Source organism: Acinetobacter sp. ANC_7682 (genome assembly GCF_056779795.1).
The window spans coordinates 12,169-30,510 of sequence record NZ_JBWYIQ010000024.1; the positions used below are offsets into that span (position 1 = coordinate 12,169).

Here is an 18,342-nt window from a genome sequence, read left to right on the forward strand (position 1 = left end):
TGCACAAGCTGTCAAAGTTAAAGTAATGCATAGGCTTGCTATTAAACTATATTTCATCTTTATTCTCATTGTGTTGTTGATTATATTTTGTGAAATATATCACATTTATAAAAAATGGGTAAAAAAAACAGCTCCGAAGAGCTGTCTTTTATAATCTAGTAAAGATTATTGAGCTGCTGCTTCAGGTTGAGCAACTACTGTACGGCTACCAGAAATCGTAGCGAATACACGACGGTTCATCGCACGACCTTCTTTAGTTGCGTTGTCAGCAATTGGTTGATCCCAAGCGAAACCTTGAGTCGCTAAACGAGAAGCGTCAATGTTGTATTCGCTTACAAGAGCAGATTTCACAGAGTTAGCACGAGCTAAAGATAAACGTTCGTTCAACGCACGCGGACCAGTATTATCAGTGTGACCTTCAATACGAGCAGTTGCATTTGGATATTCGTTTAATTTTTCAGCTACTTTAGCAATTTCAGGCTTGTACTGATCTTTGATGTTAGACTTGCTCGTATCGAAGAATACGCGAAGTTCCATGTTAAGATCTTCAGTCAACTCTTGTGGAGCTGGTTGAACTGGAGCTGGAGCTGGTTGAACTGGAGCAACTTCTACTACTTCAGCAGCTGGCTTCAAGTGACCGCCTAAAACTACGTTAAGACCAGCAAGTGCTGTGTAGTTCCAGAAATCTTCGTCGATGTTATAAGTTGCACGAGCTTCTGTACGAACAGATAGAGCATCGTTCAAGCGCCAGAAAGCACCCACACCCGCATTACCTAAAGTACCTTCATCATCTTTAAGATTTACACCATCGTATTCATATTTGTAGTGACCAGCACCTAAAAGAACGTATGGCTTAATTTTGCTGTCATAGTTCTTAGTGATTAAATCAGAAGTAACATAGAAGTTACCATTGATTTGAGTTTGCTTGTATTCGCCAACATCAGTACCAGTAATTGTGCCTTCGATATCACCTTTTACTTGGTTATATTCAGCTTCAAAACCTAACCATGGAGTAAGCTCAATACCTAACGCAGCACCAACGAATAAATCGTCTTGTAATTCGATATTACTGTCAGATAAATGATCAGCAGCACCGTTATTATGTTGAGTGTCTTGGAATGTGTAACCCACTAATAGTGGAGTAACAGTTACACCAGCATTAGCAGCAGCGAATGGAGCAGCAACAAGCATAGCAAGTGCGATACGACTCAATTTCATGGATATCCTCCAGAGATAACAATTGTTTTTCAAGCTCAGCCTAAAATAATTATGGCTTCCTGAGATAGGCTTTTTTATACCCCAGTATTTTTTTTAAGCTACTCATGTTGAATCATACAAACACTTAAAGTGAATTCCAAGTGTTTGATTACTTTAATCAAGTAAATTATTGACAAAATTACTTACAATTTCCGTTGTAATTCGGTAATTTTTTACTCAATTTATCAGCATGAATAACTTATCTTTTCATTTTTGGTATATTAACAGCATTCAAAGGTGAGAGTAATCATTTTTTAGCACTTCAGCTTATAATATAACTTCACCAAGATTATCTATAAATTCAAATAATTAACAAATACTAGAAGCTTTAAAATGTATTCCTATTGTAAATCTCTTGCTTTTACCCTTTTAGAACTCATTTTCACGATCGTCATTATTAGTATTCTTGTGATGATAGCACTCCCTCATTATCATGAATTTCGTGAAAATCAAGAAAGGGCGCAAATTCTTAGCACGGTACGGCAGGCCATCAGCCAAGCTAAAGCCAATGCTGTAAGTTACCGAAGCCCTGTGATTATCTGTGCTTCTCAAGATTTAAAATCGTGTACGAACAGTCAATGGCATAAAGGGTTTATCATCTTTCTAGATCAGAATCACAATCAAGAATTCGATCCTCACGAAAAGCTTATTCAAGCAACCTCGACAGATTACCAATATGGTGATTTCAGTTGGAAAGATGGTGTTACCAGCAAGAATACGATCACCTTCCAACCAGACTCTGGTTTACCACGTGGATCAATGGGACATTTTAAATACTGTGCACATTCAAATAAATCAAATCTAATCGTTAGACTTTCAATGATGGGACAGACTCGTCTTGAAGAAACTAAGACATGTGAATGACAACTTATCAGTCACATTTTACACACTATAGCCAATATTAATTGGCCTGATATTACATATACTCAAGCTGTAAAACAAAGCTAAATAAATTGGAGAGAATAATGACTGATATCGTCATCCTTAATGGTGCACGTACAGCAATGGGCGGCTTTCAGGGAAGTTTATCAAGTGTGACTGCACCAGAACTGGGTGCAGTGACCATTAAAGAGGCTATCTCACGCTCGGGTTTGCAGCCAGCAGACATTGAAGAAGTCATTATGGGTTGCGTTTTGCCTGCAGGTTTAAAACAAGGCCCTGCTCGCCAAGCTATGCGCAAAGCTGGACTACCTGACTCGACAGGTGCAGTGACAATCAATAAATTATGTGGGTCAGGCATGAAAGCTGTGATGCAAGCAGCTGATATGATTAAAGCTGGTTCAGCAAATTTTGTGGTTGCAGGCGGTATGGAGTCTATGACCAACGCTCCTTACGTCTTACCTAAAGCACGTGGTGGTTACCGCATGGGTCATGGTGAAATCAAAGATCATATGTTCTTCGATGGTTTAGAAGATGCTGAAACTGGTCGTTTGATGGGCTCATTTGCTCAAGATATGGCCAACACTAAAGGCTATACGCGTGAGCAAATGGATGACTTTGCAATACGTTCATTAAGACGCGCTCAAACTGCGATTACTGAAGGTTACTTCAATGATGAAATCGTTCCTGTGACTGTTTCAACTCGTAAAGGAGATGTCATTGTAGATAAAGATGAGCAACCTTTTAACGCAAACATCGATAAAATCCCAACTCTACGTCCTGCTTTTGCTAAAGATGGTACGATCACTGCTGCCAATGCCAGTTCGATTTCTGATGGTGCTTCAGCCTTGGTTATCAGCTCATCTGAGCAAGCACATGCAAAGGGTTTAAATCCTTTAGCAAAAATTGTGGCATATGCCTCTAATTCACAACATCCCTCTGAGTTTACGATTGCACCAGTCGGTGCAATCCAAAAGGTTCTCGATAAAACAGGTTGGAATGTTGAAGAAGTCAACCTTTGGGAAATCAACGAAGCTTTTGCAATGGTCACGATGTGTCCTATTGACGAGTTCAAACTTGACCCTGAAAAAGTAAATATCAACGGCGGAGCATGTGCTTTAGGACATCCAGTAGGATCTACAGGTTCACGGATTATTTTAACGCTAATCCATGCACTTAAACGCACAGGTGGTAAACGTGGTATTGCTGCGCTTTGTATCGGTGGTGGTGAAGCAACTGCAGTGGCGATTGAGTTAATCTAAAGCGTCTAAAGCCCCTATTTTTCAAAGAGGGGCTTGAGGGAGATTTAAATCATCAATCCTCCCCTAAACCCTCCTTGACTAAAGGAGGGTAAATAAAAAAGCCTCTACTTAGCTAGAGGCTTTTTTATAATCTCAATTCAAAGCATAACTTTGAATTATTAGACTTAAAGAATTTCTTTACGTAGTTGCTCTGGAGATTTCATTGACAATAAGCCTGGTGCAACGTCAAATGCAGTTTTCGCGCCATATTGACCCATTTGATTCATGCGGTAGCATGCACGTGCATAAGCCACAAGTACACTTGCAGTAAACTCAGGATTGCTATCTAATTTCAACGAAAACTCCATTACTTGAGTCTGCTCTGCACTACTATTACCACTGCGAATGACAAATCCACCATGGGGCATACGATTATGCTCGTTACGAAGCGTTTCTTCATCAATGAAGTTCACAGTCGTGTTGTACTCTGCAAAATAGTCTGGCATGGTCACAATCGCCTGCTTTACGGCTTCAGCGTCAGCACCATTTTCAAGCACAACATAACATTCACGAGTATGCTTTTCTTTAGTGGTTAATACAGGACGTGAACCACTACGAACTTTATCAATCGCATCTTGTGATGGAATAGTATATTGAACACCTGCTTTAACACCCGCCACACGGCGAATCGCATCTGAGTGACCTTGACTCAAACCCTTACCCCAGAAAGTATAGGTTTCACCATCTGGTAATAATGCCTCACCAAATAGACGATTAATTGAGAACATGCCTGGATCCCATCCAATCGAAATCATTGCCGTTTTTTTGTTAGCAAGTGCAGGCTCATTCACTGCTTCAAAAAACTCAGGAATACGTGCATGCGTATCAAAACTATCTACTGTGTTGAATTTACTTGCCAATTCAGGTGTTTGTTTTGGAAGATCATCTTTAGATCCACCACATAAGATCAACACATCAATTTTGTCTTGAAGGTCATTTAAGTCATCCATATGAAAAACTTTCGTGTCACTAAAGCAAGGAGACACTGATTCAGGTGCACGGCGTGTAAAAATTCCCACAAGCTCTAAATCTGGGTTCTTTTGAATTGACGTTTCAACGCCACGACCGAGGTTGCCATAACCGACAATACCAATACGAATCAAATTTTGCATAACAACTGCTTCACTATTTAAATGATGGCAAGATCACTAGACTGAGTACTAAACATATACCGCAAAACAGTCTGATTGAATGGAGAAAAACCCGCACCAAAAATGATCAAATGAATACTAACATACTACAATAAACTGCACTTTTTTGGAGCAAATTTATCATTTAAATCAGTGTTAATCGATCAATTGAATCATATAAAAAACCGCTGCACTAAAGGCTTTGTCGCTATATATTTCTGAATGAATTAAAAAATTCTGCTCTAAATAGACATATGATTAAACTTTGACCTTCTATGTGTCATTTTGAATAGCGCTTAGGCTGAACTATGAATACCTAAATCTTGTTTCCATTAAATAAAAAAAGCTGAACCTAAGTTCAGCTTTTTTATCACTTAATAAAATTAAGCACCCGTTTGATAATTTGGTTTTGGTACAGCAGTCGACGCTTGGTAAGGCTGAGTAAAGTCGTTTAAACCTGCCGCTGCTTCTGCAATGTCTTTACCTTCTTTAATCACGAAAGTATCGAAACCAGCACGCTTCATGTAGTTCAACACGTCTTTGAATACATCACCTGTTGCACGAAGTTCGCCTTGGAAGCCTTGGCGACGTAACAATGCGGCAAATGAATACCCACGGCCATCATTAAAACCTGCAAACTCAATAAAAATTGCATCAAGCTGATCAAGTGGGAATTCATTGTTTTCAGGTGAGGCATCTACGGTTAGGTAAAGTGCTTTTTTACCTGAAACATTGGCAAGCTGGTCTAACTGCTCCACCGTTAAAACCACATCACCTTGTGGCAATACGCCATCTTCACCAATCAGTTGATAAGTATTGTCTGCAATCGTGCCATCCTTAGAGAGCACTTGTAGTGCGGTATTAAGCATATGCACGCTCCTTAAATGGTTGAATTCCTACACGACGGTAAGTATCAATGAACTCTTCACCTTCTTGACGTAAATCAAGATAAGTGTTCAAAATTTCTTCCACCACATCTGGTACTTTTTCAGCAGCAAATGATGGTCCTAAGATGTCACCGATTGAGGCATCATGGTCTGCATTACCACCCAATGTAATTTGGTAGAATTCTGCGCCTTTCTTGTCGACACCTAAAATACCAATATTACCCACATGATGATGACCACAGGCATTCATACAACCTGAGATGTTCAAGTCTAATTTACCTAAGTTGTAAATCGTATCTAAATCATCAAAACGGCGTGAAATCGCTTCAGAAATCGGAATAGATTTCGCATTTGCCAACGAACAGAAATCACCACCTGGACAGCAGATAATGTCAGTTAAGAAACCAATGTGCGCGCGAGCCAAGTTATTCTTTTCAAGAATCGTCCAAAGCTCAAATAAATCTTTTTGCGGTACATCGACAAGGGCAATGTTTTGCTCATGCGTGGTACGCAATTCACCAAAAGTGTACTTATCTGCAAGATCAGCAATCAAGTTCATTTCTTCAGTGGTCACGTCACCCGGTGCAACGCCTGCACGTTTCAATGAAATTGTTACGATGCGGTAACCTTTCACTTTGTGTGCATTGGTATTGATGTTAAACCATTGTTTGAATTTCGGATGTGCAGCAAACAGTGCTGAGAAGTCTTCATCTGCATAATCTTGGTACGCAAATGGTGTGAAGTTCTGGTCCATTTTCGCCAGAGTGTCTGCATCAACTTTTAAAGTTTTAATCGTATGTGCAAATTCAGCTTCAACTTTTTCAGCAAAAACCTCAGGTGTTAAAGCTTTTACCAAGATTTTGATACGAGCTTTATATTTGTTATCACGACGACCGTGTAAGTTATACACACGAAGCACTGCTTCTAAGTAAGCAATAAGGTCTTCACGTGGCAACCACTCTTTGATCACAGCACCAATGATCGGTGTACGACCTAAACCACCGCCAACCATGATTTTATAGCCCATTTCACCCGCCTCATTGCGAACGATATACACTCCGATATCATGAAATGCTGTTGCAGCGCGGTCGATTTCAGCAAGTGCAGAAACTGCGATCTTGAACTTACGTGGCAAGAATGCAAATTCTGGATGGAAAGTTGACCACTGACGAATCAATTCGCATGTCGGTCTTGGATCTTCAATTTCACCAGCAACGACACCTGCATATTGGTCTGTTGTTGTATTACGAATACAGTTACCAGATGTTTGAATCGCATGCATTTGAACTGATGCCAACTCTTGCAACATGTCTGGCACATTTTCTAATGCTGGCCAGTTAAATTGAAAGTTTTGACGAGTAGAAACGTGTGCATAACCACGGTCATACGCTTTAGCGAGTTCAGCAATTTTACGAAGCTGTTTAGAGTTCATCAAACCATAAGGTACAGCGACGCGAAGCATCGGCGCATAACGCTGAACATATAATCCATTTTGTAAACGTAATGGACGATATTCATCTTCAGTAAGCTTTCCAGCTAAATAACGTTCCGTTTGATCACGGAATTGTGCAACACGTTCATTGATCAGTTGCTGATCGAAATCAGTATATAAATACATGGCGTACAGCTAGTAGTTTAATTTTAACGAAGCACAGCATAGCTTTTATTCATCTATCAATAAAATGCGTTTTTTACATATTTAATAGCGGTTTTATTGATATGTAATCACTCGAATCACTGATATATAGACAAGCTCTGGATTCCAGCACTTATTCCACATAAAGATTTTATTTAGCTATTCTTAGCACATAAATTCATATAGATAGTAAATTTGTTCTTTATTAAAAATTATCCGATCGTGATGTATGTATTTTCCCAGTACCCTTCTTTAAATTGACCCTCAATCAATTGCACATAACGACCATGCACATGATCAATGGCAATACAATCATCAACGTCCAAAACCCGATCTGTATGCTGTTTTTGCCAATCTTTTCCAAAGAATGATTTTCCACGCTCTTTAGCCGATGCAGTATTTAAAGCTGGTACTAATACATAACGATGTAACTCTCCGAACTCATTAACGTGGTACCCACCTAAATTAATCAACCAGAGTTTCATTTCGTTTTCATTAGGAGCTGCATCTGTAAAATGGATTTGGAATTGCTGCTCATTATATTCCACTCCATTTACCTTCGCCCAAGCATCAATATGTAAGCCTTTCTGCTCACCAAACCAAGCATTTTTGAGTTGAGGATAGACTTCTTCCAGTGATTCCCCAACAGCCAAGACCACATCATGCACTTCAGTATTGGCATGTGCATGACGACCACCGAGCATTACAAGAAATAGGCTTGGCATGGTTGATTTCCTTTGGCTTTGACAAGACCATTAATCATACCTGAATTTGGATTTGCCACTACTGAAAAGAATGGATTGGCTGTGTTACTGATTTTTATACAGGGTTTAAAGATTAACCTGACTAATTCAACGATATTGGATACGTGGTGGCGACATGGATGCCCCCCGTTGAGCAGTATTACAAGAATGTAATATCTGCTCAACAGAAAGCCTTCGGTTACTTTGGGCTTTTCCAAAGTAACGTAAAAGTAAGTCCACGAAATACGTCTTCAAACCTGAATCTCAAATAGATTCACCCTCCAAAATGCCTTACTTTTTTCGGTAAAAGTAACAAAACCATTTTGTATTTCTGATGATACTTCCCTGTATCACAGAAATACAGGCTACATCCATGTCGCCGATCCAAAAATCAAATTTTAGGAAAATGTTTTAGCTTTTCTAGAGCGCATAAAAAAAATCGCATCCAATGGCTTAAATGCTATTTTCTAAATAGCACCTCTCCCCCTTACGAAGCAGTGCTTCTCATTCCAAAGGGAGAGACTTAAAGGGTGAATTACATTTCTACCATTTCCACGCCATCAATGCGTGCAACTGTCATTAAGTCTTTATCACCACGACCTGAAACCGTCGCAATAATAATTTGATCTTTAGACATCGTTGGAGCCAACTTAGTCACATATGCCATCGCATGCGAACTTTCAAGTGCAGGAATAATACCTTCAATCTTAGTTAAGTCACGGAAGCCTTGTAATGCTTCATTGTCATTAATTGGAACATACTCAACACGCTTCATATCTTTTAAGAAGCTATGCTCTGGGCCTACGCCAGGATAGTCCAAACCTGCTGAAATTGAGTGTGTTTCAATAATCTGACCTTGTGCATCCGACATCAGATAAGTACGGTTACCATGCAGCACACCAACATGACCAGCATTTAATGGAGCAGAGTGTTTACCAGTTTCAATACCGTAACCAGCTGCTTCAACACCGTACATTTTCACATCTTGATCATTCAGGAATGGATAGAACAAGCCCATCGCATTTGAACCACCACCGACACACGCCACGAGGGCATCAGGTAAGCGACCGGCTTGTTCCTGAATTTGACGACGTGCTTCACGACCAATGATCGATTGGAAATCACGTACCAATTGAGGATATGGATGTGGACCTGCAACTGTACCAATCACGTAATAAGTAGAATCGACATTTGTTACCCAATCACGCATGGCTTCGTTCATGGCATCTTTTAATGTTTTAGAGCCACTTTCGACAGGAACAACAGTCGCGCCCAATAAACGCATGCGATATACATTCATCGCTTGGCGTTTCACATCATCTGCACCCATGTATACGACACATTCAAGCCCTAATCGCGCTGCGATGGTCGCTGTTGCCACACCATGTTGACCTGCACCAGTCTCAGCAATGATACGTTTTTTGCCTGATAACTTCGCCAGCAAAGCCTGACCAATCGTGTTATTTACTTTATGGGAGCCAGTATGGTTCAAGTCTTCTCGTTTTAAATAGATTTGTGCACCACCCAACTCCTTTGACCATCGCTCAGCATAATAAAGCGGACTTGGACGACCTACATAAAAAGCGAGGTCACGGTCGAATTCTGCCAAAAACTGTTCGTCATTTTTCATTCGGAAATACAGTTGCTCTAGATCTTCTAGTGCAGCCATTAGAGTTTCTGACACAAAACGTCCGCCATGGATACCGAAATGCCCTTTTGCATCAGGGTATTGGGTATAGTCAATCACTTGATCTTGTTGATTAACGGTTTGCTGATCCACGATGGACTCCTTGCATAAAGCGTTCTACGAGTTGTTGGTCTTTTATACCTTTTGCGGACTCTACACCGCCGCTCACATCCACAGCATATGCTTGTGTTGTAAGAATTGCTTGCTCGATATTGTCAGGGTTTAGTCCTCCTGCCAAGATCAATGGAATATTTAATTTTGGAAATATTGTCCAATCAAAGCTGTGGCCTGTTCCGCCCTTTAAATCTGGATGCCATGCATCCAACAACACAGCACTCGCACCAAACTTTTGATATTTATTGATTTCTTCAACGATATCAAGTTCTGGTTTTACTTGAATTGCTTTATACCAGCGGCGACCCACTGCTTGAGCAATTTGTTTGCACTGTTCTGGACTTTCATCGCCATGAAACTGCAAAATATCTAAAGGGACTTTTTTAAGTATGTTTTGGATCTCTTCGGCTGAACTATTAACAAATAATCCAACTGATTGAATATAAGCAGGAATCGCTTGAACCAACAGTGCTGCTTGCTCAACATCTACGTGTCTTGGACTTGGTGGAAAAAACACAAGTCCTATGGCATCCGCACCAGCTTGCACAACAGCTTGGACATCTTCTAATCGGGTAATCCCACATATTTTTGCACGAGTTCGCATCTATTCTAGCTCTAATCCACCCTCATCATAGCCGATCTATCATTTTTGGGCGCTTCATTGTAAAGCAATTTTTTCATCTTGCGTAAAGTTCACTCAGAATATTCGGTGTGAAGATTGTTTAAATGAGAAGCGCTCTTTATACTGCGCTCAAATTGCAACAAGTCAAAGCAATCGCTTTAGGGAAGTTGGTGAAAATCCAACACTGCCCCCGCAACGGTAAAAAATGAAAAGCATTTCTCAATAGATTTCTGATTTTTAGAGATTTACACCACTGCATGTCATATGTGGGAAGGTGGAAATGTAAGTAATCCAGTTACTACATTTGAGTCCGGATACCTGCTTGTTGTGTTCTTCCACTCAATCATTCACGGGGAAGTGAATGTATGGAGCATGTTATGTCTATTCAATTTCAACCAACAGCTTTGGTTGGTGCAATCGCTATTGCGATGGGTTTTTCAACGTCTGTAACAGCAACGACTGAAGCTCAAACTTCTGCAAAATCTTCTTTAAGCACGATTGTGGTTACAGCTTCTCGTAGTGAACAAAATATTGAAAATGTGCCTGCGCGGATTTCAATTATTGAGCCTAAAGTTTTAGATCAATCCCCTATTGTATCTTTACCTCACTTATTAATTAATGATGCATCAATCAATATGGTTCAGACTGGCGGATATGGACAGCAAGCTTCTATTTTTTTACGTGGAACTGAGTCTGACCATACTTTAGTCATGCGTGATGGTGTTCGTTTAAATACACCCTCTCAGGGTTCAGCATCAATTCAATTTATTGACACAACAGACCTGAAGCAAATTGAAGTTCTTAAAGGACCGGCATCTGTACTTTATGGTACTGATGCTATTGGTGGTGTCATACAACTTGTATCTAAAACACCGGTAAAAACAGGTGCATTTGTTACAGGCGAAATTGGTGAAAACAAAACTTATAAATCAATTGTAGGTGCCGACTTTGCTGAAAATGGTTTGTATACACAAATTCGCGGTCAACGTTTAGAATCTGATGGCACTGAAGTATTAAGCAACAGTAATCAAAAATATGCATATGATCAAAAAGGATACAGCGCAAAATTTGGTGTCGACAAAGAAGCTTTTTCTGCATCTTTAGATTACAGCCAAAATGAAGGAAATGGTGCTTACAACTTAAACGGCAATTTAGTTTCACAAGATTTTCAAAATGAAATTGTGAACTTAAAGGGTAAGGTTAAAATCACATCAGATCTTGAATTAAATGCCCGTTTATCACAGTTTAAAGATGATTTAGACCAAATGGACAAGCCTGACTTTGTTCACAATACCTCTAAAGAAACTGAAGTTTATGGAAAATGGCAATTCACACCTTCTCAAAATATTCTAATGGGGGTAACTCATAAAAATATTGAAGCAGATATTTTATCTAAAAGTGATTGGGATCCTATGTACGATGTTGAATATAGTCGTAAAAACAACAGCACAGGCTATTTTGCTCAACATCAATACCAAGCAAATAATATCGATGCGCAATTTGGCATTCGCTTAGAAGATGATGAACGTTTCGGCTCACATACCGTTGGTCAAGGGGCTGTAAGATATCACTTTAGCCCATCTACAAGTATCTATACCAATATTGGTAGCTCATTTAGAGCACCAAGTATGAATGATTTATATGCAAAAAATTGGGGTGGCAACCCAAACCTAAAACCTGAAGAAGGCTTTTCATATGAAGTTGGTTTAGATCAGAAAGTTACAGAAAACTCTTTAATTTCTTTATCTGTATATCGTAATGAAGTAGACAATCTGATTACTTCAAAAAATAGCACCCTCATAAATGTAAATAAGTCTAAATTTACAGGTGGTGAAGTTTCTTATAAATGGAATACAGATGATTTATTCTTAAATGCTTCTTACGCTTATGTGCAAGCAAAAAACTTAGAAACAGATGAAGATTTGCAAAAGCGCCCTCGTCAAAAAGCAACACTATCAGCAGGCTTACAAAATGAGGTTTACGGAATTAGCACTTCTATAGTTGGTAGCTCTAAGTCTAAAAGTTACAGCACTCAATACAATAATCCTGGTTATGCAACCATCGATGTAAATGCTTACTGGAATATAAACCCCAATATTAAACTATTCACTAATATTGAAAATATTGGTGATGTTCAATATGAAACTGAATACTCTAGTGGGAATGGTATTTATTACATCAATGGTGGTCGCCAAGCTTCCGTTGGTGTTACGTTCAAGTACTAATTTCATCAACCTATAGCTAAATACTTTTTGAGGATAATGTCACAGCTGTGGCATTATCCTTTTTAAATTGCGATATCTAAATATTAAGGAAATAACATGGGACACCGTTTAAGTAAAATTTACACACGCACAGGTGACTGCGGAACGACTGGACTAGGCGATGGTTCACGTGTACCTAAAGATGATTTACGTATCGATGCGTTAGGTGATGTCGATGAACTCAATGCGACCATTGGTGTATTACGTTCGTACATTGCTTTAAGTAGCATTGAAGACAAAGCTCAATGGGATAAATCACTCAGTCTGATTCAACATTGGTTATTTGATTTAGGCGGCGAAGTCTGCATTCCTGGATTTAACTTGGTTCAACCAGTATGTATTGAATTTTTAGAAAATGATATTGATCGTATGAACGAAGCATTACCCATGCTAAAAGACTTTATTTTGCCAGCTGGTACATTAGTCTGCAGTTTTGCTCATCAAGCACGTGCTGTCTGCCGTAGAGCTGAACGTAGCGTGATGTCTGTTCATCAACGTGATCAAAATATCCAAGCCACATCATTACAACTTTTGAACCGCTTATCTGATTGGTTATTCGTCGCATCTCGTACCTTACAACGTGCTGAAGGTGGCTCAGAAGTGCTTTGGCAAAAGAATATCAATGAGACAATTGAGCCCTGACCTTAAAAGTGTAAAAAAGGTCTTCATGTTGATTGCCCCATCCACTTAAAATGCTTTTTTGATCAAAATTTTGATTTAAAATCGTCATATTTCATTCATGATTTAGCACTAAAATCACCCTGAAATTTCAGGGTGTTTTATGAAAATAATTGGTCATCGTGGTGCGCGTGGGGAAGCACCTGAAAACACCCTCGGTGGATTTCAATATATTCAAGATATTGGTATCCGCGCTGTAGAATTTGACGTTCGTCAACTCAAAGATAATGCGCTGATCGTGATGCATGATGATGACTTTATTCGTACTACAGGCCAAGCTAAACATTTATACGAATGTGATGAGCAAGATTTAGCGCAGTATAATCATGCCGTAACGTGGTCTGAATGGAATAAAGTCGAAGCTACACCGCTACTCGACCAAACCCTCAAAATTATTCATAATTTTAATCATATTGAAGTTGAGGTCAAAGCTGTTGAATCGATGAAGGCCGCAGAAAAGATTGTCGAAGCCTTAGATCAACAATTAATAGGCTTTGAAGATTCCGCCATTATCACCAGTTTCGATCCTAAAATTCATCAAGCCCTTCAACAGCAAAAATCAAGGTTTAAGCGTGGATTACTGGTTGAAACCGATATAAAGCATGCAGCCATTGATCAAGCTTTGAAATTTGAATGTTGTCAAATTGGTTGGATGAACGAACTTGCTACAAATGAGATCATTGCCTCCACACTTTCCGCAAATTTAAATATTAGTATTTGGACAGTCAATCATATAGATCGTGCTAAACAGCTTAAGGATTTAGGAGTTCAAGGCTTAATTACTGATTATCCCAAGTTAATGATGTCTCACCTATAATACTTTCAAATTCAAAAACTTATTTGATTATTTTTTCTAATTTATTTTTTGGAATTCGTCCAAAGTCGAATTTATACAATGATGTATTCTGTTACGGTTTAAACAATACAACTGTACAATAATGCTAGTGAACACATGTTCGCCCATGTTAGTATTAACGAGTCTAACCTCACAAATTTGTGAGTGGATTTAGTTTTAACCTATTAAAGGTTCTAGGAGTGCTGTTGGAGATGAATGCTCCCCTACCCAAAGCCCCAATCAACTGGATTGCAGTATTTGCATTGGTGTTTTTACCTATTGTCGCCGTTATTGCGATTCCACTTTATGCTTATCATCATGATTTCTCGCTTGCTGCGTGGATCAGTATGTTTGCGCTGTTGGGTCTGAGCAGTCTTGGCATTACCGCAGGTTATCACCGCTTATGGGCACATCGTGCTTATGAAGCGACTGTACCACTCAAAATCATTTTAATGATTATGGGAACCTTTGCTGTACAAAACAGCATTTTGTATTGGGCCTCAGGTCACCGTACCCATCATCGTCATGTTGATGATGTAGAAAAAGATCCCTACTCAATTAACAATGGCTTCTGGTACGCGCACATCGGTTGGATGCTACGCAACTATCCAGCAGCTGAAGCAAATTACAAAAACGCCCCTGATTTATTGGCTGACAAAATTGTCATGTTCCAAGATAAATATTACATCCCTCTCGTGATTGTCGTTCATGCCGCTATTCTTCTTCCTATTGGATGGGCAGTTGGTGATGTCTGGGGAGTGTTATTGTTGGGTGGTTTAATGCGCTTAATTTTAAGCCATCATGTGACTTTCTTTATCAACTCGCTATGCCATATGTGGGGCAAACGTCCGTACACAGATGAAAATACTGCACGTGACAACTTTGTTCTTGCTATTGCGACTTGGGGTGAGGGTTATCATAACTACCATCATATCTTCCAATACGACTATCGCAATGGCGTAAAATGGTGGCAATACGACCCAACTAAATGGTTGATCTGGACGTGTTCAAAACTAGGGCTAGCAAAAAACTTACGACGTATTCCAAGCTTTAATATTAAAAAAGCTGAGCTTGCAATGAAGTTTAAATATGCGCAACAAGATCTCGCTGTCTACGGACATAACGTGAATGATGATATCGTGACAGTTAAAACAAAAATTGCTCAAGAATATGAAGCATTTACGCAAACTCTAAATGATTGGGCGAAGCTTAAAGAGCAAGAAATTAATGCCAAAAAAGCAGCTGTTGCTGAAAAAATTCACCTAATGGATAGTAAACTGAAAGTTGAATTCCAATTGGTTGAACAACGTTTATCTCATCATAGAGAGACATTGAACTTATTGGTTCGTAATTTAAAGAAATCACCAGTATCTGAATAACTCATTCAAGAGACTCTTAGTTACTCCAAAGCTCCGTTGATCGGGGCTTTTTTTATTTTTTCGATACCATTTCCAATGTAGCAGTCACAGTTTTATGTATCGAATTTTGCTATAGTCAAAGTTGTTCATCACATTTTGAAAAATTATATGCAGTTCAATTCTCGCTATAACACACTACCCGCTCGACTGTATCATCATCAACAACCTCTTCCTCTAAAAGGGGCTAAACCTGGTCATTTTAATGAAGCACTTGCAGATGAGTTACTGTGGACTCAAGAAGATAAGATAAACTGGGTAGAAATCTGTAGCGGGCAAAAAACTTTTGCTGAGTTTGAACCTTTGGCGATGGTATACGCGGGTCACCAATTTGGACAATGGGCTGGACAGCTTGGTGACGGTCGCGGTTTACTCATTGCTCAAATCCTAGATCACAATAACAACACGGTCGATTTACATCTTAAAGGTGCTGGCTCTACCCCCTATTCTCGGAGAGGCGATGGTCGTGCAGTGTTACGTTCCGTTATTCGTGAATATTTGGCTGGACACGCCCTCAATGCCCTAGGTGTTCAATCCAGTAATGCGATTGGTTTTGTATCATCAGATCAAGGTGTACAACGAGAAAAACTTGAACGTGGCGCGATGATGTTGCGTACGTGCGAGACACATATTCGCTTGGGTCACTTTGAATGGATTAATCAATTTCAGCCAGATCTACTGCAAGAATTTACGCAAAAGTGCATTGAATGGCACTACCCTGAATGTTTGGAGACAGAACAACCTGTTCTTTCTTTTGCAACTCAAGTCATTCAACGTACTGCGATCATGATCGCCAAGTGGCAACTGATTGGTTTTGCGCACGGGGTCATGAATACTGACAACCTGAATATTACCGGCTCAACTTTAGATTTCGGACCTTATGGTTTTATGGAGCGTTTCCGTCCTAATTGGATCAACAATCATTCTGATTACCAAGGACGCTATACGTATCAGAACCAACCGAGTATCGGGCACTGGAATTTATGGACTTGGTTAAATAGTCTCATTTATCTTTGTCCAGAAAATTATGATCGAGAGCAATGGAAACAAGACTTGTCTTACTGTTTAGAACACTATGAACCAACGTTCCTGGAACACTATAAACTTGGTTTAAGTCAAAAAATGGGATTACCAAGTTTTCATAAAGATAGCTTTGATTGTGGTATGGCTTTTCTACATATTTTACAAACAGAACAACTTGATTACACCCAAAGTTTTATTCGTTTACAGAATAAAGCGTATGAACAAATCAAAGATGATTGCCTTGATCGTATCGCATTTGAGCGGTTTCTTCACCAATATCTCTCAATACGAGAAAATCAAGACACTGACGATCTCGATCAAGCGATGTTAACAGCCAATCCACACTACGTTCTACGAAACCATATGGCACAGAAAGCAATTGAACTTGCTGAACGTGATGATTTCTCTGAAGTTGATCGCTTGTTCAAACTTCTTCAAACACCATACACCAAACAAGAACCTCTTGAACAACCAGAAGACTTAGGCCCTTTAGCTAGTGATGTCCCTGAAATTCAAGTCAGTTGTTCATCATAAGTTATTCACAAACCTCTCTCATTCTGTGGATAATTTAATCATTATCCACAATAACCATTCGTTTTGACTATGCATTTACATCAATTGGCAGCATCACAAGCTTTAAAACTTCCTGAAGTCACTGTCAGTCAACCGTTTGGTGAGGGATGTGATGTTTATAAAATTATGGATAAAGTCTTTTTGCTCGCATTTCATTTACAAGGCAAAGCTGCGATTAATTTAAAAGTCGAACCAGATCATGGACATATGTTAAAAGATATTTATCCTTATATTCGATCTGGATGGCACATGAATAAACGACACTGGGTTTCAATCTATGATGAATCTGAATTGGATGAAGAGCTTATCAAAGATTTGATCTCCAATTCCTATAATCTTGTGGTATCGAAGCTTAAAAAAGCCGAACAAAAGCATATCGCTTTACTCAGAGTCATTTGAATAAAGTTAAAAATTGCTTTTCTATAACAATAATTACGCTAAATTAATAAATAGTAGTAATACGAAAAACTTATTCTATATTTGGGTTATATCATTACAACTCTATGAGTACGATATTCATTATGGATATAGAACAACTTTTTGGATTATCAACTCAGATGATCTTAGAGCTAAAACAAGAAATTATTAATAGTGACATTATCGATTGTGGGGCCGCGTTTGGACTTAGTTAAACAATGTATTTACATCTCATTTGAGCATGGGCTTGGAGTAAGTGGTTTATTATCTTCAAATCTACCAACACAAGCTATGATTCTACTTAGATGACAATTTGAAGCTGTAGTCAGAGCATATTGGTTATTATTTCTTGCAAGTAATCATCAAATATCAAAATTGCAATTTAGTTACACATTTGAAGAGCAATTTGAATCCGACACATGTCCAATGATTTCTGAAATGCTTGATAAGCTTGGTGCTGCAAACTTACCTGCTCAGCCAATAATTCAGACCCTTTGTGATTTCAAAAAATATCATTTGAAGCAACTTAACTCCATAGTACATACTGGAAAACAGTCATTTACTAGAGATGTTATGGGATATGAAGATGAGATGCTGATCACCTTGATGCGCCAATCAAATAACTTAATAACCGTAGCTGCACAGATAATGTTAAAGCACACAGTTCCTGATAAACAAAAATATATTAGTGTTTTGATCGAAAAATATAGATATTGTTTTTATATGGTTGATGATGTTAATCCTATAGTAAAAGCTAGAGTCGAAGCTTACTTTAAATAAAAATACGATAGCCACCTCTAATAAGCTCATATCCTAACAAAGTTACATGAAAGTTGCATATGAAATGGCCAATTGTAGAGACCCTAACCAAAACCAACGCA

The 18,342-nt window shown here is 38.9% G+C and carries 16 protein-coding genes and 1 riboswitch; of the genes, 9 read left to right on the forward strand and 7 right to left on the reverse strand.

All coding sequences use genetic code 11. The features are described from left to right. Window positions 1–165: 165 nt before the first annotated feature. Window positions 166–1,218: an outer membrane protein Omp38 gene (gene omp38, locus AC1M9D_RS10105; RefSeq protein WP_481612095.1), complete on the reverse strand. Its 1,053-nt coding sequence runs from the start codon at window positions 1,216–1,218 to the stop codon at window positions 166–168. Between the two features lie 372 nt (window positions 1,219–1,590). Here omp38 and AC1M9D_RS10110 point away from each other — a divergent pair, with 372 nt between their 5' ends. Both AC1M9D_RS10110 and AC1M9D_RS10115 read left to right on the forward strand, forming a co-directional pair. Continuing rightward, entirely contained in the window at window positions 1,591–2,121 is a 531-nt protein-coding gene (locus tag AC1M9D_RS10110; RefSeq protein WP_481612096.1) for a GspH/FimT family pseudopilin, read from the forward strand. Window positions 2,122–2,222: 101 nt separating this feature from the next. Further along, a complete protein-coding gene (locus AC1M9D_RS10115) occupies window positions 2,223–3,398 on the forward strand; it encodes a thiolase family protein (RefSeq protein WP_481612097.1) in 1,176 nt (391 codons plus the stop codon). Between the two features lie 164 nt (window positions 3,399–3,562). On the opposite strand, the gene AC1M9D_RS10120 is transcribed toward AC1M9D_RS10115, so the two are convergent. The 6 genes from AC1M9D_RS10120 to AC1M9D_RS10145 form a co-directional block, all read right to left on the reverse strand. Then, window positions 3,563–4,549, reverse strand: coding sequence for a diaminopimelate dehydrogenase (locus AC1M9D_RS10120; protein ID WP_092767536.1), 987 nt, complete (start codon window positions 4,547–4,549; stop codon window positions 3,563–3,565). Between the two features lie 401 nt (window positions 4,550–4,950). Continuing rightward, entirely contained in the window at window positions 4,951–5,436 is a 486-nt protein-coding gene (locus AC1M9D_RS10125) for a DUF934 domain-containing protein (RefSeq protein WP_481587188.1), read from the reverse strand. Next, window positions 5,429–7,072: a nitrite/sulfite reductase gene (locus AC1M9D_RS10130; protein WP_481591714.1), complete on the reverse strand. Its 1,644-nt coding sequence runs from the start codon at window positions 7,070–7,072 to the stop codon at window positions 5,429–5,431. Before AC1M9D_RS10130 ends, AC1M9D_RS10125 begins: the two co-directional genes overlap by 8 nt. 230 nt (window positions 7,073–7,302) lie before the next feature. Continuing rightward, entirely contained in the window at window positions 7,303–7,815 is a 513-nt protein-coding gene (locus tag AC1M9D_RS10135; RefSeq protein ID WP_481612098.1) for a DUF1543 domain-containing protein, read from the reverse strand. Window positions 7,816–8,368: 553 nt separating this feature from the next. Beyond that, window positions 8,369–9,613, reverse strand: a complete 1,245-nt coding sequence (trpB, locus tag AC1M9D_RS10140; RefSeq protein WP_035265544.1) for a tryptophan synthase subunit beta — start codon at window positions 9,611–9,613, stop codon at window positions 8,369–8,371. Next, window positions 9,594–10,238: a phosphoribosylanthranilate isomerase gene (locus AC1M9D_RS10145; RefSeq protein WP_481612099.1), complete on the reverse strand. Its 645-nt coding sequence runs from the start codon at window positions 10,236–10,238 to the stop codon at window positions 9,594–9,596. Before AC1M9D_RS10145 ends, trpB begins: the two co-directional genes overlap by 20 nt. Window positions 10,239–10,380: 142 nt before the next feature. Next, window positions 10,381–10,596, forward strand: a riboswitch (cobalamin riboswitch). Window positions 10,597–10,633: 37 nt separating this feature from the next. On the opposite strand from AC1M9D_RS10145, the gene AC1M9D_RS10150 reads away from it, so the two are divergent. The 7 genes from AC1M9D_RS10150 to AC1M9D_RS10180 all read left to right on the forward strand — a co-directional run bounded on the left by AC1M9D_RS10150 (window position 10,634) and on the right by AC1M9D_RS10180 (window position 18,241). Beyond that, window positions 10,634–12,481: a TonB-dependent receptor plug domain-containing protein gene (locus AC1M9D_RS10150; RefSeq protein ID WP_481612100.1), complete on the forward strand. Its 1,848-nt coding sequence runs from the start codon at window positions 10,634–10,636 to the stop codon at window positions 12,479–12,481. 96 nt (window positions 12,482–12,577) lie between these two features. Continuing rightward, the gene (locus tag AC1M9D_RS10155) at window positions 12,578–13,162 is read left to right on the forward strand and encodes a cob(I)yrinic acid a,c-diamide adenosyltransferase (protein ID WP_481612101.1); all 585 of its coding nucleotides are present in this window, start codon (window positions 12,578–12,580) and stop codon (window positions 13,160–13,162) included. Window positions 13,163–13,301: 139 nt separating this feature from the next. Next, window positions 13,302–14,015: a glycerophosphodiester phosphodiesterase gene (locus AC1M9D_RS10160; protein WP_180028285.1), complete on the forward strand. Its 714-nt coding sequence runs from the start codon at window positions 13,302–13,304 to the stop codon at window positions 14,013–14,015. A gap of 230 nt (window positions 14,016–14,245) precedes the next feature. After that, entirely contained in the window at window positions 14,246–15,412 is a 1,167-nt protein-coding gene (locus tag AC1M9D_RS10165; protein ID WP_035265557.1) for an acyl-CoA desaturase, read from the forward strand. Between the two features lie 147 nt (window positions 15,413–15,559). Continuing rightward, complete coding sequence (locus tag AC1M9D_RS10170; RefSeq protein ID WP_481612102.1) at window positions 15,560–17,005, forward strand: protein adenylyltransferase SelO; 1,446 nt, start codon at window positions 15,560–15,562, stop codon at window positions 17,003–17,005. 69 nt (window positions 17,006–17,074) lie between these two features. Further along, on the forward strand, window positions 17,075–17,443 hold the full coding sequence (locus tag AC1M9D_RS10175; protein WP_481589239.1) for an MmcQ/YjbR family DNA-binding protein: 369 nt from the start codon (window positions 17,075–17,077) through the stop codon (window positions 17,441–17,443). A gap of 384 nt (window positions 17,444–17,827) precedes the next feature. Then, complete coding sequence (locus tag AC1M9D_RS10180) at window positions 17,828–18,241, forward strand: DUF6988 family protein (RefSeq protein WP_481612109.1); 414 nt, start codon at window positions 17,828–17,830, stop codon at window positions 18,239–18,241. Window positions 18,242–18,342 lie beyond the last annotated feature (101 nt).

Coding starts and splice junctions, on each gene's coding strand:
- AC1M9D_RS10110 (WP_481612096.1), top strand. CDS start 1,591: ATGTATTCCTATTGTAAATCTCTTGCTTTTACCCTTTTAGAACTCATT.
- AC1M9D_RS10165 (WP_035265557.1), top strand. CDS start 14,246: ATGAATGCTCCCCTACCCAAAGCCCCAATCAACTGGATTGCAGTATTT.
- AC1M9D_RS10130 (WP_481591714.1), bottom strand. CDS start 7,072: ATGTATTTATATACTGATTTCGATCAGCAACTGATCAATGAACGTGTT.
- AC1M9D_RS10170 (WP_481612102.1), top strand. CDS start 15,560: ATGCAGTTCAATTCTCGCTATAACACACTACCCGCTCGACTGTATCAT.
- AC1M9D_RS10145 (WP_481612099.1), bottom strand. CDS start 10,238: ATGCGAACTCGTGCAAAAATATGTGGGATTACCCGATTAGAAGATGTC.
- AC1M9D_RS10175 (WP_481589239.1), top strand. CDS start 17,075: ATGCATTTACATCAATTGGCAGCATCACAAGCTTTAAAACTTCCTGAA.
- AC1M9D_RS10150 (WP_481612100.1), top strand. CDS start 10,634: ATGTCTATTCAATTTCAACCAACAGCTTTGGTTGGTGCAATCGCTATT.
- AC1M9D_RS10135 (WP_481612098.1), bottom strand. CDS start 7,815: ATGCCAAGCCTATTTCTTGTAATGCTCGGTGGTCGTCATGCACATGCC.
- AC1M9D_RS10160 (WP_180028285.1), top strand. CDS start 13,302: ATGAAAATAATTGGTCATCGTGGTGCGCGTGGGGAAGCACCTGAAAAC.
- AC1M9D_RS10125 (WP_481587188.1), bottom strand. CDS start 5,436: ATGCTTAATACCGCACTACAAGTGCTCTCTAAGGATGGCACGATTGCA.
- AC1M9D_RS10115 (WP_481612097.1), top strand. CDS start 2,223: ATGACTGATATCGTCATCCTTAATGGTGCACGTACAGCAATGGGCGGC.
- AC1M9D_RS10120 (WP_092767536.1), bottom strand. CDS start 4,549: ATGCAAAATTTGATTCGTATTGGTATTGTCGGTTATGGCAACCTCGGT.
- AC1M9D_RS10155 (WP_481612101.1), top strand. CDS start 12,578: ATGGGACACCGTTTAAGTAAAATTTACACACGCACAGGTGACTGCGGA.
- omp38 (WP_481612095.1), bottom strand. CDS start 1,218: ATGAAATTGAGTCGTATCGCACTTGCTATGCTTGTTGCTGCTCCATTC.